At 41.8% G+C, this 18,679-nt stretch carries 18 protein-coding genes; 3 read left to right on the top strand and 15 right to left on the bottom strand.

Annotation, left to right across the window (positions count from 1 at the left end; genetic code table 11):
* The 10 genes from ACFSJY_RS17965 to pseB all read right to left on the bottom strand — a co-directional run bounded on the left by ACFSJY_RS17965 (position 1) and on the right by pseB (position 10,664).
* The gene (locus ACFSJY_RS17965; protein ID WP_386037615.1) at positions 1 to 1,227 is read right to left on the bottom strand and encodes an ATP-grasp domain-containing protein; all 1,227 of its coding nucleotides are present in this window, start codon (positions 1,225 to 1,227) and stop codon (positions 1 to 3) included.
* Entirely contained in the window at positions 1,217 to 1,981 is a 765-nt protein-coding gene (locus tag ACFSJY_RS17960; RefSeq protein ID WP_386037612.1) for an SDR family NAD(P)-dependent oxidoreductase, read from the bottom strand. The genes ACFSJY_RS17965 and ACFSJY_RS17960 overlap by 11 nt, the downstream gene beginning before the upstream one ends.
* Positions 1,981 to 3,750, bottom strand: a complete 1,770-nt coding sequence (locus ACFSJY_RS17955; RefSeq protein WP_386037609.1) for a 1-deoxy-D-xylulose-5-phosphate synthase — start codon at positions 3,748 to 3,750, stop codon at positions 1,981 to 1,983. The genes ACFSJY_RS17960 and ACFSJY_RS17955 overlap by 1 nt, the downstream gene beginning before the upstream one ends.
* 24 nt (positions 3,751 to 3,774) lie before the next feature.
* Complete coding sequence (locus ACFSJY_RS17950) at positions 3,775 to 4,980, bottom strand: class I SAM-dependent methyltransferase (protein ID WP_386037607.1); 1,206 nt, start codon at positions 4,978 to 4,980, stop codon at positions 3,775 to 3,777.
* A gap of 15 nt (positions 4,981 to 4,995) precedes the next feature.
* Positions 4,996 to 5,916 (bottom strand): class I SAM-dependent methyltransferase, encoded by a 921-nt coding sequence (locus ACFSJY_RS17945; protein WP_386037604.1) that lies wholly within the window; start codon positions 5,914 to 5,916, stop codon positions 4,996 to 4,998.
* Positions 5,917 to 5,979: 63 nt separating this feature from the next.
* A complete protein-coding gene (locus ACFSJY_RS17940; RefSeq protein WP_386037601.1) occupies positions 5,980 to 6,969 on the bottom strand; it encodes a hypothetical protein in 990 nt (329 codons plus the stop codon).
* Positions 6,962 to 7,822 carry an N-acetylneuraminate synthase family protein gene (locus tag ACFSJY_RS17935; RefSeq protein WP_386037598.1) on the bottom strand — a complete coding sequence of 287 codons (861 nt, stop codon included), beginning with the start codon at positions 7,820 to 7,822 and terminating at the stop codon, positions 6,962 to 6,964. Before ACFSJY_RS17935 ends, ACFSJY_RS17940 begins: the two co-directional genes overlap by 8 nt.
* Positions 7,815 to 8,555 (bottom strand): cytidylyltransferase domain-containing protein, encoded by a 741-nt coding sequence (locus tag ACFSJY_RS17930; protein WP_386037595.1) that lies wholly within the window; start codon positions 8,553 to 8,555, stop codon positions 7,815 to 7,817. Before ACFSJY_RS17930 ends, ACFSJY_RS17935 begins: the two co-directional genes overlap by 8 nt.
* Positions 8,548 to 9,666 carry a UDP-4-amino-4,6-dideoxy-N-acetyl-beta-L-altrosamine transaminase gene (gene pseC / locus ACFSJY_RS17925; RefSeq protein WP_386037592.1) on the bottom strand — a complete coding sequence of 373 codons (1,119 nt, stop codon included), beginning with the start codon at positions 9,664 to 9,666 and terminating at the stop codon, positions 8,548 to 8,550. The genes ACFSJY_RS17930 and pseC overlap by 8 nt, the downstream gene beginning before the upstream one ends.
* Positions 9,663 to 10,664 (bottom strand): UDP-N-acetylglucosamine 4,6-dehydratase (inverting), encoded by a 1,002-nt coding sequence (pseB, locus tag ACFSJY_RS17920; protein ID WP_386037589.1) that lies wholly within the window; start codon positions 10,662 to 10,664, stop codon positions 9,663 to 9,665. Before pseB ends, pseC begins: the two co-directional genes overlap by 4 nt.
* Positions 10,665 to 10,938: 274 nt before the next feature.
* On the opposite strand from pseB, the gene ACFSJY_RS17915 reads away from it, so the two are divergent.
* From ACFSJY_RS17915 to ACFSJY_RS17905, 3 genes are read left to right on the top strand one after another with little or no spacing between them, the layout of a single operon-like run.
* Positions 10,939 to 12,207, top strand: a complete 1,269-nt coding sequence (locus tag ACFSJY_RS17915; RefSeq protein WP_386037586.1) for a motility associated factor glycosyltransferase family protein — start codon at positions 10,939 to 10,941, stop codon at positions 12,205 to 12,207.
* Positions 12,192 to 12,476, top strand: coding sequence for a hypothetical protein (locus ACFSJY_RS17910; RefSeq protein WP_386037583.1), 285 nt, complete (start codon positions 12,192 to 12,194; stop codon positions 12,474 to 12,476). The genes ACFSJY_RS17915 and ACFSJY_RS17910 overlap by 16 nt, the downstream gene beginning before the upstream one ends.
* Entirely contained in the window at positions 12,473 to 14,929 is a 2,457-nt protein-coding gene (locus tag ACFSJY_RS17905) for a 6-hydroxymethylpterin diphosphokinase MptE-like protein (protein ID WP_386037580.1), read from the top strand. Before ACFSJY_RS17910 ends, ACFSJY_RS17905 begins: the two co-directional genes overlap by 4 nt.
* Positions 14,930 to 15,016: 87 nt before the next feature.
* On the opposite strand, the gene ACFSJY_RS17900 is transcribed toward ACFSJY_RS17905, so the two are convergent.
* The 5 genes from ACFSJY_RS17900 to ACFSJY_RS17880 form a co-directional block, all read right to left on the bottom strand.
* The gene (locus ACFSJY_RS17900) at positions 15,017 to 15,346 is read right to left on the bottom strand and encodes a hypothetical protein (RefSeq protein ID WP_386037577.1); all 330 of its coding nucleotides are present in this window, start codon (positions 15,344 to 15,346) and stop codon (positions 15,017 to 15,019) included.
* The gene (fliS, locus tag ACFSJY_RS17895; protein ID WP_386037574.1) at positions 15,346 to 15,786 is read right to left on the bottom strand and encodes a flagellar export chaperone FliS; all 441 of its coding nucleotides are present in this window, start codon (positions 15,784 to 15,786) and stop codon (positions 15,346 to 15,348) included. The genes ACFSJY_RS17900 and fliS overlap by 1 nt, the downstream gene beginning before the upstream one ends.
* A 23-nt stretch (positions 15,787 to 15,809) precedes the next feature.
* The gene (gene fliD, locus ACFSJY_RS17890; protein ID WP_386037571.1) at positions 15,810 to 17,180 is read right to left on the bottom strand and encodes a flagellar filament capping protein FliD; all 1,371 of its coding nucleotides are present in this window, start codon (positions 17,178 to 17,180) and stop codon (positions 15,810 to 15,812) included.
* 20 nt (positions 17,181 to 17,200) lie between these two features.
* The gene (locus tag ACFSJY_RS17885) at positions 17,201 to 17,647 is read right to left on the bottom strand and encodes a flagellar protein FlaG (RefSeq protein WP_386037568.1); all 447 of its coding nucleotides are present in this window, start codon (positions 17,645 to 17,647) and stop codon (positions 17,201 to 17,203) included.
* Positions 17,648 to 17,736: 89 nt separating this feature from the next.
* On the bottom strand, positions 17,737 to 18,555 hold the full coding sequence (locus tag ACFSJY_RS17880) for a flagellin N-terminal helical domain-containing protein (protein ID WP_386037565.1): 819 nt from the start codon (positions 18,553 to 18,555) through the stop codon (positions 17,737 to 17,739).
* Positions 18,556 to 18,679 lie beyond the last annotated feature (124 nt).

Below are 18,679 nucleotides of genomic sequence, written 5' to 3'. Positions count from 1 at the left end.
TCAATGTTCAACGACTATATTGATGGTTTGGTGCACCCAAGCAACACGCTCTTCTAATTGTGCCGCATTGTCGGCAACTACAGTAAACACACCAAATCGGTCGGCGTGACTGCGAATCTGAGGTAATGCATCACCGGGTTGATACCAAACTTCTAATTTTTTAACAAACGGTTGTGCCTCTACTTCGCTGATACCTGACACTGACTTCAGTACACCAGCTGGAGGAAAAAAGTATCGGTTAGCAACATATTGCTGGAATTTGGGTTTCAATGAGGCTAAGTCAGGCGTTTCACCCAGCGCAACTTGTAACGCCACACGAACGTAATTCACACCGGTCCCCAATGGCACTAGACTCTCAGAAAAATCTCCACCGCTTAGCCGTGTTGCCACTTCAATAATTTTGGCGCCGTCATCAGTCAGCACTATATCGCCTTTGATAACACCATTTTTCACGCCAAGAGCCGCTGCTGCCATTTCTATCAACTGCTCGACGTCGGCTTTCTCCGATGGAGAAGCACTACTTGGCTCCCAGCCACCATCTTCAATAATGTTAGGCAGGTATGTCGGCATTCTATCGTAATTTCTATCGACAAAGCCTGGAGTATAAGCCTTGCCCTCTACAATAATGCTTTCAGAACTTATTTGACGACCGGAAAGATACTCTTCAACCATCACCTCGCCAGCGAAAGATTCTGCTAACGACAACTCGAATAACTCATCAACTTGTTCGCGCTCAGTTATTAGATAAACACCACGAGCGCCTGAGCGGTCAGTCGGTTTAATAATAAGCGGCAATCCACGCTCTCGTACAACACTGTGAAGCTGTTCAACACTCTCTACGCGCGCAAACCAAGGAATTGGTACACCATGTTCAGCGAAGCACTGTTTCATGTCGAATTTATGGGTCGCTTTCAATGCTGCTTCAACAGGAATATGCGGCACACTTAAGTACTCTGCCAACATCGCTACATATTGCGATATGTCGCTGCCCATTACAGAGACGCCATCAATTCTGCCACCTTTGGCAATATATTGATCTGCGAACGCTTTAAGGGCATCAAGATCTCTGGTGCTTACCACTGCGTGTTCATCAGCAATATCAAACCCTGGAGATTTAGGATTCCAGTCAACCACCAATACATTTAGCGACATTTCTTTAGCGGTCTTAATTGCAAAACACTGGTCAGCGCCCGCGCCCAGTAGAAGAATCGTTTTTTTAGCTGTCAAGGATAGCGCCTCCGCTCAACGCAATAACCTGTCCTGTCATGTATTGTTGTTCATCTGACGCGAGAAACACTGCTGCGCTTGCCACATCGGATAACTGTCCTTCCTTTTTCAACAGTGTCATGTCGATCACTTTTTGCCCTGCTGGACTATCAATTTCATCAGCAGTTTGATCGGTGCGAATAATGCCGGGGGCAATCGCATTGACATGAATATTGTGCTCCGCACCATACCGCGCAATCACTTTTGTTAAACTATTTAACCCTGCTTTTGATACCGCATAATGCACGGTTTTAGGACCGTGGTATTGGCCGGCCACTGAGGAGATGTTGATAATTCGACCACCTCCAGACGCTTTCATGTATTGAAAGACTTCTTGGCTGCATATGAATGGACCTTTTAGATTAACGCCCATAATCATATCCCAGTCTTCGTCGGTCACTTCGTCGAACCAGCCACGTTTATTAATACCGGCATTGTTAACAAGGATGTCAATTTGGCCAAATGTCTCTACGGTGGTTTCAAATAACTGTTGTATCTCAGCTCGAATGGATACATTTGCTTTCACAGCAATAGCACGTCCTTTACCATATTTCTGGGTAATTTCAGCGACACAACTTTCTGCTGATTGTTGGTCACTAACGTAATTGACAACGACTTTTGCACCTTGCTCGGCATACGCTATGGCGATTGCTCGCCCTAAACCACGAGATGACCCTGTTACAACAGCGACCTTATTTTCCAGACGAGATGTCATTAAGCAAAATCCTCGCCCCAACAATTTTCGATAGCATCTAAGATTTGTTCAGGCAATAAACCGCACTCTTGAGCACATTCGTTTTTAGCACCAGGCTGAACGAACATGTCATTTACACCGGCTCGATAAACCTTTTTTTGCAATCCCGCATCCGACATTGCTTCAATAACAGCCGAGCCTAAGCCCCCAACGACAACACTTTCTTCCATAGTGATAACGTGCTCAACACCCGCTATGAGTTCATTTAATCTATCAGCAGGGAAAGGTTTGATCGATTGAATGCAAATAACACCAAACGATTTTCCTTTATCATTCAATAAAGCTGATAACTGATATGCGTCAGCTAATTTGTTGCCAAGACAAACAATAAAACCATCAACACCTGATTTAGAAACAGCAAGACCACATGGCTCCATATTACCAAGTTCCGCTTCTGGTTCCGGAACGGGTTCGTAGGGATATAAAATCGTCATCGGTGACGTTGGGTTGTCTAACCGTTTATTGATGATTTTTGAAAATTGTTCTGCATTGCCTGGGTAGACAATTTGCATGTTTGGAAACGAGCGTAAGTACGGTAAATCGTACAATCCATGATGCGTAGCACCATCGTAACCTGCAAAACCCGCTCGCACACCAAACATAGTTACCGGCAAATCCATATAACACGCATCATGGATCAGTTGGTCGTAGGCACGCTGCATGAAGGTTGTTTGCATACAAACAACAGGTTTTTTGCCACCTAATGCTAATCCACAAGCCATACCAACAGCATGTTGCTCTGCCATTCCAACGTCTAAAGCACGCTCTGGAAATCTAGCCAAACATGCATCCATTGATGATGCATAAGGCGTAGCTGGTGTTATAGCATAAATTGACTCGTCAGCAGCCATAGCTTGTTCTAACTGCTCAGCAGCGATTACTGCGTATGTGCGACCAACCACAGTAGCTGATGCACCAGCACCAGTCTCAGGATCATAAGGCATTGAAAAGTGCATCTTGTAAGGGTGATCTTTAGCACACGCTAATCCTTTACCCTTTTCCGTTTTCACATGCACTACGGCTGTTTTTACAGACGATTTAGCCTGATTGAGCGCGTTGTTGATGTTGCCAATATCGTGACCATCTTCAACCACGATATAATCAAACCCCATGGCTTCAAAAAACGTCTTACAGCTTTGTTGCCAGCCATCTCCCGCCGTTAAATTTCTGACGCCACCTACAGACTTAGCAATTGCCATTTCATTGTCATTGATAACTATCGTTAGATTTGGATGCTGTTCTGCTGCACAATAATTTAGACCTTCAAATGCCATGCCTTCGACAAGCGAGCCATCTCCAATGACTGCAACAACTTGTTGGTTACCGTTGCCATGCAGGGCTTTAGCATAGCCACTAGCCAAGGACAACGATGTCCCCGCATGAGATGCATCAATAGCATCATGCTCACTCTCTTCACGCGCAACAAATCGACTCATTCCACGATATGTATTCAAGCTCGCAAACAAGTGCTCTCGTTCAGTAAGTAACTTATGCGTGTAACCTTGGTGCCCGGTATCAAAAATAATTTTGTCAGTCGGGGAGTCAAACATGGAATGAATAGCGACGGTCAATTCAACGACAGATAAGTTGGCGCCAATATGGCCACCCGTTTTCGCTATATTTTCTAGCAAAAATTGGCGAATAATATCTGCCTGCTCAGTTAACTGATTTGTAGACATCGTCTTAAGGTCGCGATGATTTGCAATCTTAGTGGTGACTGGTTGAGTCATAACGCAGCTTTAACCTTTTAATTATTAGTTACGTGGTTTAATACAAACAAGCACGGTGTTTGTGCCATACGGGTCGTTTTCGTCATAAATTATACCTGCTTTGATGCCGTATACCTTAACGACCATGAAATATTGGCCAACTAAGTCCAACAAGTCCTGCAATGTGTATTCGATTAAATGGCATGAGTTCACAGGAATATGGCCAATTGAATTTTGTGGTGTACTTAATACAAATACTCCGCCAGGCTTTAAAATACGCTTAACTTCTTTTAGACATTCATGATCCGGCACATGCTCTAACGTTTCGAAGCTCGTTACCGCATCGTAGCTTTCATCGTCAAACGACATTTTGGTAATGTCTTGTACAAAATACTCCGTGTTGTTCTGGTCGCAATGCTTCTTAGCAAACTCAACACTCTCAGGGTCCAAGTCTGCCCCATGCGATTCCTTTAAGTGCGGTGACATCATGCGCACGCCATAGCCATCGGCACACGCAATATCGAGAGCTTTCATGCTGGTGTTCATGTGACGCAGTGCCAATTCATAGTGGAAACCTAGTCGATCACCAGACGCTATACGCTTACTGTTGACTTCTTGACGTGGAATTTCATAAATGAACTCCGCCTGTTGACGACACGCTTTTAAATACTCGTCAGAGTAAGTAGGTAATTCTCGCAAAAATTCTGTAGTGAATTGCTCTGGATGCAAGACAAAGTAGCACTTCGGATGAACTTTAAACTTGCCATCTTCCTCGCTCGTTAACACGGTATCCAGTTTACGCAATGCACCTACGTTAAATATCTCAGAGCTGAAATGAACAGGAAAATCATCGGGTAATTTGACGCAATCTACACCTTTATCAAGGGCGATATTTAGCATCTTGTTGCTGGCTTCTGGGTCAAAGCAGAAATGGATACCATCAACACGAACTATGTAATCTTGCTCATCCATGTCTTCAGTCACTTCGATCATTCGATTCAATGGACTCGCATCATGCCCGTAATAAATCGACAATCGATTAGCATCAAGGTTTTTAACAACATCATCTAGCTCACCACCTCGGTCAAATTCAGGGGCGACCAACACCACTTCAGCATTTGGAAAATGCTCTAAAGCACGTTTAATCGTTCTAACAACTGCAGGCTCGCCTTCAACCTTCCCCATGCAAATATCTACACCACCGGCCCAAGAGCGCGAGCTTGCCTGTACGATTACTTTGTAATTACTCATTTAATAAATCTCCTGTTATCTCGCTAACTTGCGGGCGAAAATACATACTTCTCTACCCAGGCCTTGATTGGCCATGGCTTGATACAAGCCTCTTCTGACATGGTTTTGACCTGCTTTCGCCAATTGCGCTTCCATTCTCACCCTTCTGTGATGGCACGCTCGGCCTAGCTCATCATTGCCTATATAGTTTTCTCCCATCAATAAAAACATATCAATTGGAAACGTAGTATCGCGAAGAAACACTTCATATCCGTGTTTTTCTACCAACGAGGTCAATGAGTCAAAATTGAAATAATTCAAATGATGCGGCGCAGCTATCCACCAAGGCTCGTAATTCTCTACCTCTTGCAGCGCCAGCTGAAATGGACTGAAATCATTCGGAACCACCAAACACAATATCCCACCTGGTTTAAGTAAAGATGTCATCGTTTTAAGCACATCAATCGGGTTGGGAATATGCTCAAGCACTTGGCTTGCATGGACAACATCAAAAGTGCCAAGTGATGCTGCACTTTCAACCGTTAAAAAGTCATTAATAACGTTAACACCTAATGTGTTTTTGGCGTAATCACTGGCTTGAACTGATGGTTCTATACCGGTTACTTTCCAGCCTCGTTGCATACCGGCATGTAAAAAGCGACCTGGGCCAGAGCCGACGTCTAATATGGTTCTCTGCCCTTCGGACAACTCAGATTCAAAGGTGTCATAACGATCGTTGTAAACTTGTTGCCACCACGCTGCATCTTCTTCACTTTGTTGCAAAAACAAAGGCTTCTCTGTGTCGTAATATTCGTGCCTGTAAAGCTCATCTAGCTCTTCAGGTGTAGGCAACGGCATGACATGTTTAAAGCCACACTGTTCACATTCAATGACATCGAAGCCATTGCGATGATCTATAACCGGACCAGTATGTTCAGTAACGACTTTGTCGCTCATGATATCCCTCTGTGATTACTACTAAAAATGACAATTTTTTGTCTTTGACACGTACTGCAAATATTACGCCATAGCCTTAATCGACTTTGACTCGAGCGATGCCAGTATTTCGCTTGCTATTTTCTTTGCGCCATTACTGACACTCAACGGTATATCTATTTTAAACGGTACAATATGCCCAATATCTTCCAATAGAGCCTTACGCGCTAAACCACTTTCTGCAAAAGGTATGTGTGAAATATGGTGATCAGGCTCAATACAGACATGATAAGCAGGAACATTTAATGCAGCTAGTTCATATGCACTAACACCAAAGCTAATGATAGCCAGTGACATTGAGGCCATTAATGCTGCCATGTTTTCAACATGGGTATGGACTAAAACATTGGGTGACTTGGCATAACTATTTATCGTTTGAAAGTCAGGATGCGTTTCTCTACACACGACGTGTAAATTACATTCGGCAATATCAGGCAAGGTAACGAGCTGTTTTAGAATTGGCAAGGTAAGCCGTTTAGCGTCGGTACCACCTAACATTAACAGCCAGTCTTTCTTAGCACTTACCTCATAAGGCTTGTAAAAGTCTGGCCGTAAAACAATATAATCCCATCCTTGCGCAATTTCGCCAGTAAAGCCGGTCCAATCGAGTTGTTGCACAAAGGGGCTTGGCGGATAAAAAATCTTATCACATGCGACCCGGTAATCACTCGGTTCATCCAAACCTAAAGTCACTATTTGTAAACTTTTCAAAAAATTAATAAGCGATATTGGTAAACCATCTCTTACGTCGCCGATAAAAACGTCAATGTTTTCTTCCTCAACTATATTTTGAAAAAATTCAAGATAGTCGTCATCGTCACGACTAAATTCGACCCATCTAAAATCAAATTTTCTTATATAACTGCGCGCAGCATCAGACGGGTTAACAACAAATAATGGCTCAATATTTAGGGATTTAAGTTCTTGTGCTAAACAGCAACATCGAACAATATGACCCATACCAATAGCAGGTGACGCATCACAGCGGATAACAGCGCGATAGGTGTTAGCCATTAAACGTCTTTCTTACATGTTTAAAAGGGCGTAAACCGTCAGCAGGATCTGCACGCCATTCACGATCGGGTAGCTCACTTGGAACAGGCGCTTTCTCGCCATTACCATCAGCACTAAAACCGTCTCGTACGAGTTTAATTGTGCTTTCAATTTGGTGAGGTAACCAGCAATGTCCTGTTTGATACTCTTCGCCATGCTCATCTAGATCTAGATGAAACTCAACAGCACTTGCTTGCCAGCGGTGTATAGCCCTCAACAATACTGCTGGCGAAACAGAATGATCTGATAACCCCACCTGACAGCCAAATTTTGACCGTAATGTTTCTATGGCACTAACATTGGCCTCATGGATTGGTGTTGGGTAGGCGGAAATTGTATGGAGTAATGTTAACTCTGCACTCGAATGTCGGTTAAAAGTGGAAACAGCATGACCTATTTCATCGAGCGTCGCCATACCAGTAGAAAGCACCAATGGCTTATTTGTGCGCGCGCACTCAATGATGAGATCGTCCCACAACAACTCGTAAGAGGCAATTTTGTAGAAGTCTACATAAGGTTCAAGTTCTTCAACGGCTTTCAAATAAAATGGCGTACAGCTAAAGTCAATGCTGTGTTCTTTGGAGCAAGCGCTAAGCTCTGGCAGAAACTCTACAGGCAATTCCCATTGTTTTCTATCCGCATGCATTTTACTTTTCGACAATATTTCCGGCGCGAATAGCTGGTCTATTTTGAACAATTGGAACTTTACTGCATCGCAACCAATTTCAGCGGATTTACGAATAAATTCTTTGCTTCGTTCAAGGTCTTGGCTGTGGTTGCTCGATACTTCAGAAATAAAATAAGGCTTATTCATTGTTCACTTTCTTCTGTTCAATATGTCGATTAAGCCCTGATACCTCAGGGTTACTCTCTAGCACTTCCAACAACGTATCATAATTAAATGACACATCGTCATTAAGTAATTTGTAAAGCTTCGTAATCACCTCGTAATCTGCTTGTTCATCAAGCGTAATGCGATATTGAGAGGCGTCTATCGGCGCTTTTACTTCCGCAACACGGTATTTATCTTTATGAGTAAGGTAAATATAAGGAGTCACGTGCTCCTTTTCATAATCTAGTGTTGCGTTAAGATAGGCAGTTTCCAATAGGTCAAATCCGAATACCTCAGTATCAAGTCCTCGCGGAAAGCCACTATTGCTGCTTGCTGCGGCAATGTCGCATTGCCCCTGCTTATAAAGTTCAATAACTTGAGACGTAATATTGGGATCTATGAGTGGGCAATCTGACGTTAGCCTAACAATAATGTCGCCAGCTTTTGCGCCGAACTCTTTGGCAGCCAAATAGTAACGTGACAATACATTGTCAGTATCACCTCGGAAGACTTTGATGTCGTTAGTTTGACAAAACTCAACTATTGGCGCTTCGCTACCATCATTTGTTGTCGCAATAACGATGCTTTCTTTATAGGCTGATAAGCGCTCAATCATAGTGCCTAAAACAGTAGTGCCTCTCAATGGCAAAAGCACTTTACCTGGCAATCGTGTAGAGGTCATTCGCGCTTGGATAATAATGAATAAGTTAACCATCGACCTCACTTAACTCCTTCGCTACTGCAAGCACACTGTCAGCAACAAAAACCATGTCTTCATTGGTCATCTTCTGCTGACAAGGAATAGAAAGCTCCGCTTGATAAAATTTTTCAGCGTTTGGTAGCGCGCTATAGCCTAAGTTTTGATAGTACGTATTTTGATAAATTGGACGGTAATGCACCTGCACTAAAATGCCTTTTTCATGAAGCGTTGAGATAACCGAATCTCGTTTAGCAGACAGCTTTTCATTTAGCAAAACGGGGTAAAGGTGGCGCGCAGATTGAGTGCCTGGGTTAAGCTTTACTGGCGTAAAATATGATTGACCTGAAAATGCTTTATCAAAGTAATTTGCAATTTCTTCACGTCTCGAGATAAAACGCTTAAGCTTTTTAAGTTGATTGATTCCCAACGCAGAAGCGAATTCGGTAATGCGGTAGTTATGTCCAAAGTCAACCATATCCGCCTGCCAAAAACTCTGCTTTTGCATGCCATGAGAGGAGAATAGTCGCATTTTTTCCGCCAACGCAGAGGATTGAGTAACGGCTGCGCCCCCCTCTCCTGTCGTTATTGGTTTTATCGCATGAAAGCTAAAAATTGTAATATCGGCCAACGCGCCAACCGGCACATGCTCGACACTAGACCCAAGCGCGTGGCTAGCATCTGATACAAAGAAAAGTTTATGTTCGTTTGCTATATTTCTCAGCGCCTCATAGTTCACAGGCTTTCCTGCAAAATCGACACTCACAATCGCTTTAGTATTGTCGGAGATAAGTGCTGGAATGAGCGACTCATCAATATTGCCATCATCTTTGACATCACAAAAGACGGGGATAGCACCACAAGCAATAATCATATTAGCCGTCGCAACAAAGCTGATCGGTGTAGTAATGACTTCATCACCCGGCTGTAAGCCAATGGCGTGAAAGGCACAGTGAAGCGCAGAAGTCGCCGAATTAACAGCAACAGCATGTTGAGAATCTGTTGCCTTAGCGATCAGCGCTTCAAAGTTTTTAACAATTTGACCTTGTGTGAGGTGCGAGCCAGTGAGCGCATCTACAACGGATTGAACGTCGTCTTGTTCAATAAGTTGGGTAGAGTACGGAATCATTCCATTGTCACTGTTTTAAGTTTTTCGAGAAGCTGTGCAGCGTTCATCCATGTATCGTTCGTCTTCGAATTATACTCAAAACCTTTTGGCACTAGCTGGCCTTTTTCGTCTTTCGCATTTTCAAAATAGTCGACTTTCTTGTAAAAGATAATGCTTGGCATGATGACGAAGTGGTCATCAAATTCAATGGTAAGGTGAGCATCATCTTCCGGGCACATGGTTTCGTGCATTTTCTCACCTGGACGAATACCAATAATCTCGTGTGGCAAATCTGGCGCGATTGCTTTTGCCATTTCCTCAATTGTCATCGACGGTATTTTAGGAACAAAGGTCTCACCACCCTGCATACGCTGGAAGCTATTGAGCACAAACTCAACCCCCTCTTGCAGAGTAATCCAAAAGCGCGTCATTTCTGGATCCGTAATTGGTAGTGATTCAGCGCCACCAGCAACCAGTTTTTTGAAGTGAGGAATAATAGAGCCACGTGAACCTAATACATTGCCATAACGAACAACGGAGAACTGTATTGGGTTTTTGCCTCGCATGTTGTTGGCTGCTACAAACAACTTATCAGAAGCTAACTTTGATGCACCGTATAAATTAACAGGTGCAGCTGCTTTATCCGTTGATAAAGCGATAACTTTCTTCACTTTACTTTTTAACGCTGCATCAATGACATTCTGAGCGCCAATTACGTTTGTTTTTATACACTCCATTGGGTTGTATTCGGCGATAGGCACATGTTTAAGCGCCGCAGCATGGATAACAAAATCCACATCATGCATTGCTCTTCGCAAGCGTTCAGCATCTCTGACATCACCAATGAAAAACCGCATACAGGGGTCGGTAAATTCTTGCGCCATTTCGTACTGTTTTAATTCATCGCGTGAATAAACAATGACTTTGTTGGGCTTGAAGTTATTTAATACGTGTCGGATAAACGCTTTTCCAAAGCTACCCGTGCCACCCGTTATTAAAAGATTTGCGTTTTCAAACATCTTCCGACCTTTTGAGACACGTTAAAGTGGTGACTGTAATCTTGAGTAGACTTAGTGTTTTATCCCAAGTACAACCACGCTTCAATTTTAGTGTGAACATATACGCTAAATACAGCTAATGATAAAGTTTTAATTGTTCATCAATGCGTTAAGCGCTTTATTTACGTACACAATGCATTTTTTCTGCCAATTACTCAAGTCAAACATTTGACATGTGCTTATTGGCGTTTTTTTTGCTAAAACACAAATATAACTATTATATCGCTGACCTGATATGTCATTTCTTTCACAAAATTTAGCAGTTATCGAGCGACGTTGGCCGCAGCTACATGAATCACTATGTACTACTGCAACCAATAACCTTGACGTTGCTTATGAAAACAATACTGTGGTAATCAACAATATTCAATTAACTTCAAATTACGATCGCCTATCAGAGGCAAAGTTGTTAGTTGAACAGGTAGATGACAACCACTCTCCGGTGTTCGTGTTTGGTTTAGGTCTTGGTGACCATATTAATCGACTGATAGAAGTGTATCCGCAAAGAGAAATAAAAGTGTGCATCACTAATTTCAAAACGGCATCCGTTTCTTTATCTGCCGTTGAGCATCCTTGGATAACACATCAGAATGTTCAATTGCTGAACGCAAATGTGGTTAAACAAATACCGGACGATTTTGTAGCGTTAGTGAGCGAGCTTATTTTGGCAGATGCAGAAAATGAGCAATTACGAGATAACATATTTGCTGAGCTTGATGAGCGCAGTAAAGACAAACTGACATACGAAAAGAATTTTAATAATCTTGTTGCGCTAAACGAATTTAACATGTTGGAAAGTGGTGACTTTACTGCACTGCTTTCCAAATATTCGGGTAATCAAAAAGCTTACATTGCAGCGGCAGGGCCCTCGCTAGAAGAACATTTATACTGGCTTGAGAAAGAGCAAGACAACATACTGTTGATTGCGGTAGATACCGCAGTACCGGCTTTAATTGCAAGAAACATTGTACCTGACATTATCGTGATGATTGATCAGCATACTCATCTATTTTTAGAAAATGTAGATAAAGGAAAAATGCACCGTGCATCTTTAGTTTACTTTCCTACCGCTAATAACAATTTCGTTGAACAATGGTCAGGTGATAAATATTGTGCCTATGGTAATACTCGAGACTACAATGTTGTTAATGCCAGTAACCCAAAACCAAGACTTTTTTCAGCTGGTAGTGTCATCCACCCTACCGTTGATCTCGCCGCTCAGTTTGGCGCAAAAGAGATAGTGTTGCTAGGTACCGATTTTTCATTCATTAATGACAAGTCACACGCCGCAATGCCCATAAATATCTATACCGACGACGAAATAGCCAACACGAATCACTGGATTGAAAACGGCATGGGCACTAAAAATCGAACACTCGCGAACTACAGAACATATCTCCGCGAGCTAGAAAAATATATTGCCAAGAAAAGCCATATACGCTTTTTTAATGGCAGTGAACAAAGTGCCAAGATCGAGGGGGCGACACTTTGGAATCACTCATAAAAGACATAACAAATCAAACAACAACACTCGTTCGTTCACTCAGGCTAGGTTATGAAGGTGATGCAGGGCTACAAACAACAATATATATTGATTTATTGATGGAAGCCCCACTACCCAAAAGTAACCTAGAAGAATTGAGCAATTTAATAACTATTGCCCACAACGCGCTAGCAAATAGAGACTACCTTTTTGCCGCTGACATTTTCGAATATGAAATATCACCACGCGTTCTTGCCAACCTTTCACAGAGTACAGGTTCAAAACAATGACAGATGCATTAGCAAACCCACCTGAATTTTTTACGCAAAATAGCCATGGTGAACAGTATTTATATTCTGTGAATAGAAACGCGTTTATTAGCAAAAGCGCAGAAGAAGTGTTTGATAAATATTATGAAGATGAATTGTGGCAAGAACAAAAATTCAATGTAATTTCTGGCTGTGATTCTGGCCTACTACTTTTGTATGTTTATTATCGAGGTGTACCAGCAGACAGCAAGTTTCTGTTTGTTGAGCAACCGCATGTAATTGAAGCGATAAAACAGCTTATCGACCTTTCACAACTGGGTGAAAATATTGTTGTAGAAACACTTGATAATTGGTACGACAAAGCACATGAAATGAAGATAGAAACGTATCTTTATTCGGCAAACGTTGCCTATCATCGTTCAATCGGCTCAGTCGATGATTTTGACGATCAATACCATGCGATGCATCTAAGCATTCTAGAAAATATCGAAACATTAACGTTTCAGCAGAACAGTTCATTGGGCAACCAATTCTTTACAGAATCTCAATTAAATAACTTAACTGAAAATTATTATTCAGCGATTCCTCTAATGGGCGCATTTGAAGGGCAAACTGCGGTTGTAATTGGTGGTGGCCCATCTTTAGATGAATCGATTGACTGGATGAAAGCTAATAGAGAAAAAATTGTTATTTTAGCCGTGTCTCGCGTTGCAAAACGTTTAAAAGAGACCGACTTAATTCCAGACATTGTCTTTAGCGTAGACCCTTTTACGCCAAGCTATGACGTAAGTAAAGAGTTACTAACATTGCCCAGTTCTGTACTTTTTGTTTATAACAACAACGCAAACAACCGATTAGTGCACCAATGGCATGGTAGAAAAGCATATTTAGGGCTTTTATTTCCTTGGGAAACAAAACTCAATGAAAAGAACATGACAGGTATGGGGCCTACGGTAACCAATACCGCACTAAACTGCGCAATAGGATTTGGCTTTAGCAAAATATTGTTAACAGGAGTCGACCTTTGTTACTCAAAAACAGGTGTTTCACATGCTTCAGGTAGTGAAGAAGCCAAACATGGCGCAGCCTTACACCATGATGGCCTATGGGTAGAAACTTATGCGGGAGATCTCGTTGAAACCACTATTCCATATCATCAAGCAGCAAAGGTGATAGAAGCGCAGGCAGAAAAAGCAACAAGCATAGGGAGCCGGGTTTTCAACTTATCAATTAATGCAACCAAGCTTGACTCAATTCCTTATCAAGCACCTGACGAAATTGAATTATCTGATATATCAATAGATGTTAAAGAGCTTACCCATCAATTTTCATGTTCTTGGCAAAAAAACAAAAAGCATGTCGCGCAAACGCAGTCGGAGCTTCAGCAAAAGCAAGGTGATATCACTGAGATAAGAAAATTAGCGAAATCCGCATTGCAATTAAATGCAGCTCTGTATGACAACACATTAAGTGAAGAAAAAAAGGCTAAATCAAAACTTCAGCTCGACAAAATAGAACAAAAGCTAGATAAAAAATACGCCTCCGCAAGTGAACTCTGTAAACGGTACGGCATGAAATATTTCATTAAGGTAGTCACTCCACAATCGCACGAAAATTGGACTGACGACAAAATGAAGGAGTTAGGAGCACTCTACTATCAGGCCTATATAGATAGCTGTGACCTACTCAGTGAATTGTTCTTCAAGATAAAAAAACACATTTCTCTACGAAAAGATGAATTAGGATTAAAGAAATCAATTGTAGAGAGCATTGAGCATTGGCGAGAGACTAAAACACTCGGAAGGGCAAAGCTTTTCAAAAGCTTTATCTCACAAGGAGAACTTGATGCTACTTCAGAAATGGAAGAATTGTTAAATAACGCAGAGCAAGAGTTTATTGAGGAGCTTGAAGGAAAAACCACTTTCCAATTTATTGCAGCCCAAGAAAATGTGAAATTCCATCCACATTTATTGAAGCGAAAAATAAGGCGCTTACATAGCCAGAAACATGTAGATGGGCTCAAATTATTGATAGAAAACTTGAAAGCCAAATCAGATGATGAGCCTGGGTGGCACCAAATGTCACTTATTGCTCAAGCTTGCATAGCAAACATTAACAAGCAAGGTTTGCTTGCCATTTCTTTATTTGAAAGCGTGGATGATAAATTTATTGATGAAGACGAGTTGAGAATAATGGCAAGGCTTTATTTAGCAAATGCTCAACCAGAAAAGGCTGAATCTGCGTTACTCCGACTCACCTCACTGAACAAGCTATATGGCATACAACTGGCAAAAATTTCAACCCTTCATGAAAAGCCAGAACAAGCGATACACGCTTATTATGACTATATAGAAGTGAAAGGAAATGATATTGAGGCAATTGAGGCTCTTCATAAACTACTTATTGAAAACAATAAAACAGCAGAAGCGCAAAATGTTTTAGAGCATCTCACTGCTATTATGGGAAGTGCTTGACTAAGCTCCTATGCATCGGTGAGGAGCTAATCAAATAAAAAAGGCGATGCATATTCATCGCCTTTTTTATTTATATATTTTTTCAGGTTAGCTAAATCGATTCACCTTTGCGTAACTGTTAAGCGCCTTCGACGTTTTCTTTTGACGGATATTATCTTGCAACGCCTGATCTTTTAGACCGTTAAAATAATTAGCTTGCCGCTTGTCATCTTCTAATACTTCAGCAAGAAAACTTCTTAACTGAATGGCACTGTCTTCTGACGCCGGCAAAGAATTCATGGCTTCAACAATATCTTCTAACTTAGACTGTCTTGCTTTGAGCAATGCGTTACCTTGCTCAAATTCTTCCGCACGGAAAGCCTCTTTACATTGCTCGTTTAATTCACGAGCCTCTTCTACTAAAGAGGCATAATCCATTAGGCACCAACAGCGCTAGATTGTTGATTTTTTTGCTTTAGCAGATCAATACCTGTTTGTTTGTCGTCTTCTGACATTTGTGACCAAGCATCTCGAAGAGGACGCAAAAGGTCATCAATGTGCGCTAATGTATCAACATTCATATCAACATTTACGTCAATAAATTTGTCGATACAGTATGCATACAACTCATAGAAATTAGTCGAGATTTGTGGTTCGGCATCCATATCTAAGGCACTTTGAAGTGCTTCAAGTAATGCAATAGCTTTAGACACTTGAGCCGTTTTTAATTGAATGTCTTTACGCTCAATGGCACCTTTAGCATTGGCAATACAGTCAAGAATGCCGTTATACATCATTAGAATGACTTGATGAGGATTGGCGTCCATCAAACCGCTTTCTACATTGACGCGGGCGTAAGCTTTAATATTCTTTCTCATGGTACAACTCCTGTGAGTTAGCCTTAATCGTTATCACTCGTTGGTAATGTTAACGCTGACGTTAACCAGGCACTTGTTGCATTGTACTGCGCTACAGTTTGGTCTAAGAATGTAAAACGTTTTCTTAGTGTGTCTTCGTAATCTCTTAAGCGTTCTTCAAGCTCTGCATACTCATCTTGAATGCCAGATCTTTCTATCTGAAGTTGACTATTACGCTGAGTCAAAGAACCGTCGCTACCATTGTAGCTTTCTAGCATGGCCTGCATTTGTGCACCAACACCATCAGAACTAGCAAAAATCTCGCCAATTTCAGCTAAGCTGTTTTCTAGCGCGGCATCTAGTGTATCTTTACCACTGGCTAAACTGCCGTACTCAACCAGACTCGCCTCTAACAAACCTTCTTTATTGATAGAAATACCAATATCACCTAGCGAGTCAATGTCACCTCCTGAAAGGCTAGCTACATTGCTTGTCACGATGTTAACCATCTGCGATTTAATCGCACGGATATTTGGATCAAAAGCTAACTGACCATTTTCTGGGTTCGCCAAATCATCCATGGTTTGCATCAAACCATTGTATGAATTCATGAACTCATCAATTAGTGTTTGCCCGTTTTGCTCATCCTGAGAAATGCTAAACGATGTCGGGTCACCCACATTGGTTTTGTTGACGTTAATCGTGACGTCTTCAATGATATTCTTAAACTCATTGGTGTCGCTAGATATAACAATTCCATTGCCGTCGATTTCGATTTGCGCATCCTGTGCCGATTGAACAACCGTATTATTCGCCGTTGTTAATCCAGCTAAAGCTGCGTCACCCGAGGTAATTGAAAGCTCATTTGCTGCACCTGTTTTTTCAGATGAGAATGATAGAAATGCATTACTGCCAGTGTTAATGATGTTTGCGGATACGCCAAAGTTTTCGGCTTGCTCATTAATTTTATCGCGGATTGTTCCGAGGTCGTCGGTAGCATCAATAGTGACATCAAATGTATCTGAACCAGCGGTAAAAGTAAGCGTACCAGCACCCAACACAGTGCTTGAATCGGCAAATAGTGTCGATTGTTGCTTTGAACCGGTGGCAAGTTGTTGCACCTCTACGTCAAATGCACCGTTGCTGCCGAAGCCATTCGTTGTTACAGAAATATCGTCATCACCAACATTAACGATCTGTTGGTTAAATGCTCCTTCCTTAGCTAGCTTATCAACTACAGATTCAAAAGAATCTAACGCTGAACGCAGCTGTCCAAGGCCAGAGATTTCAGTATTAAGTCGGTCTTCTTTTTCTTGTAATCGAACTTCTACTGGAATCGCTTCAGCATTGATATAAGCCTCTACAATACCTTCTAAATCAAGGCCAGAACCAATACCAAGTGAAGTAATATTCATTACCGACTCCTAACGTTTATTTACACCTTTTCATCAAGAAGTATGCCAGTCTTCTTACCTACATCTTCACGAATTTGAAGAATGCGTTGGGCAATTTCCAGTACTTCTTCTGAAGGAAATTGTTTAATGAGCTCTTTGCTCTCTGAATCAAAGACTTTAATCACCGTCTTTTCTGAAGAATCATCAGTCAAGAAGTTAACATTTTTCATCGGTAGACTCATAAAGTCAGCTATAACTTCTACCGCTTCTTCAATTTCTTGCTTTGCTTCTTCGCTTGTTTTCTCTTCCGTTTCGGCTACTGAAAGCGCATCGCCGGTTTTACCAGCTTCCTGCACTCTCTGTTGTTCCTGCTTTTGCTCAATATTAGCAGCGTCCGCATTGGGTGACTGTTTAACATTGTTATTGGGGGCAAAAACACCACTAGATAGCGCATCGATAGAGACATCATTATTTACTTGAGCCGCCATAAATACCTCTCTTAATACTACCCACTTAAAACGAAAATGACACGCCTATAATAGGAGTGCCATTTCCATCAGCTTATTTCCTATTACTATTATAGTAATGATAAAGCTATCTGTGGTTGCTGGTTAGCCTGCGCTAACATCGAACTTGCAGCCTGTTGAAGAACCGTTGTTCTTGCTAGGTTTGCTGATTCAGAAGCAAAGTCAGTGTCTTCGATACGTGAACGAGATGCTGAAACGTTCTCTGCAGTGTTGTCATTCGAACGAATGATTGATGAGAAACGGTTTTGCTTCGCACCCAAGTCAGCACGTACACTGTTTACTGCCGCTAGTGCAGAGTCCATTTTATCGATAGCACTCTGTGCTGCAGAGAAACCACCAATTGAACCAACACCACCTGTTACGATGTTAGAAGCCGCGAAGTCTTGAGAAATCGTGATAGAGATTACTTGACCAGCGTTCGCACCGATTTGGAAACCTTCGTCATAAGAACCATTTAGAAGCGCAACACCACCGAACTCAGTATCATCAGAGATACGTGTTAATTCTGTTGCCAACTCGCTGTACTCAGCTTGAAGTGCAGAACGGTCAGATGTGTTGTTTGAACCGTTTGATGCTTGTACCGCAAGTGTACGCATACGTTGAAGCGTGTTTGTGTACTCATCTAATGCACCTTCAGCGGTTTGTGCAAGTGAGATAGCATCGTTAGCGTTACGAGTACCTTGGTTCAAACCGTTGATTTGTGCAGTCAAACGAGATGAAATTTGTAGACCCGCAGCGTCATCACGAGCACTGTTAATGCGCTTACCAGATGATAAACGTTGGTAGCTAGTTGATAAGTCATCTGTTGTACGAGCCAACTGACGCTGTGAATTTAATGATGCAATATTACTATTTACTACTAAAGCCATGATAAATGCTCCTGAGCCATTGTGCTCTTTCAGTTGTTAACTTTAGAGACCCAATGACTATCACTGTATGCCTCTTGAAACCTTTATCGGCGCTTAAAAAAAGATCTTTAAACTTTTTTAGAAA

This window comes from Thalassotalea euphylliae, assembly GCF_042682785.1.
Lineage (GTDB): Bacteria > Pseudomonadota > Gammaproteobacteria > Enterobacterales > Alteromonadaceae > Thalassotalea_F > Thalassotalea_F euphylliae.
This window is presented reverse-complemented; position numbering and strand designations above follow the sequence as displayed.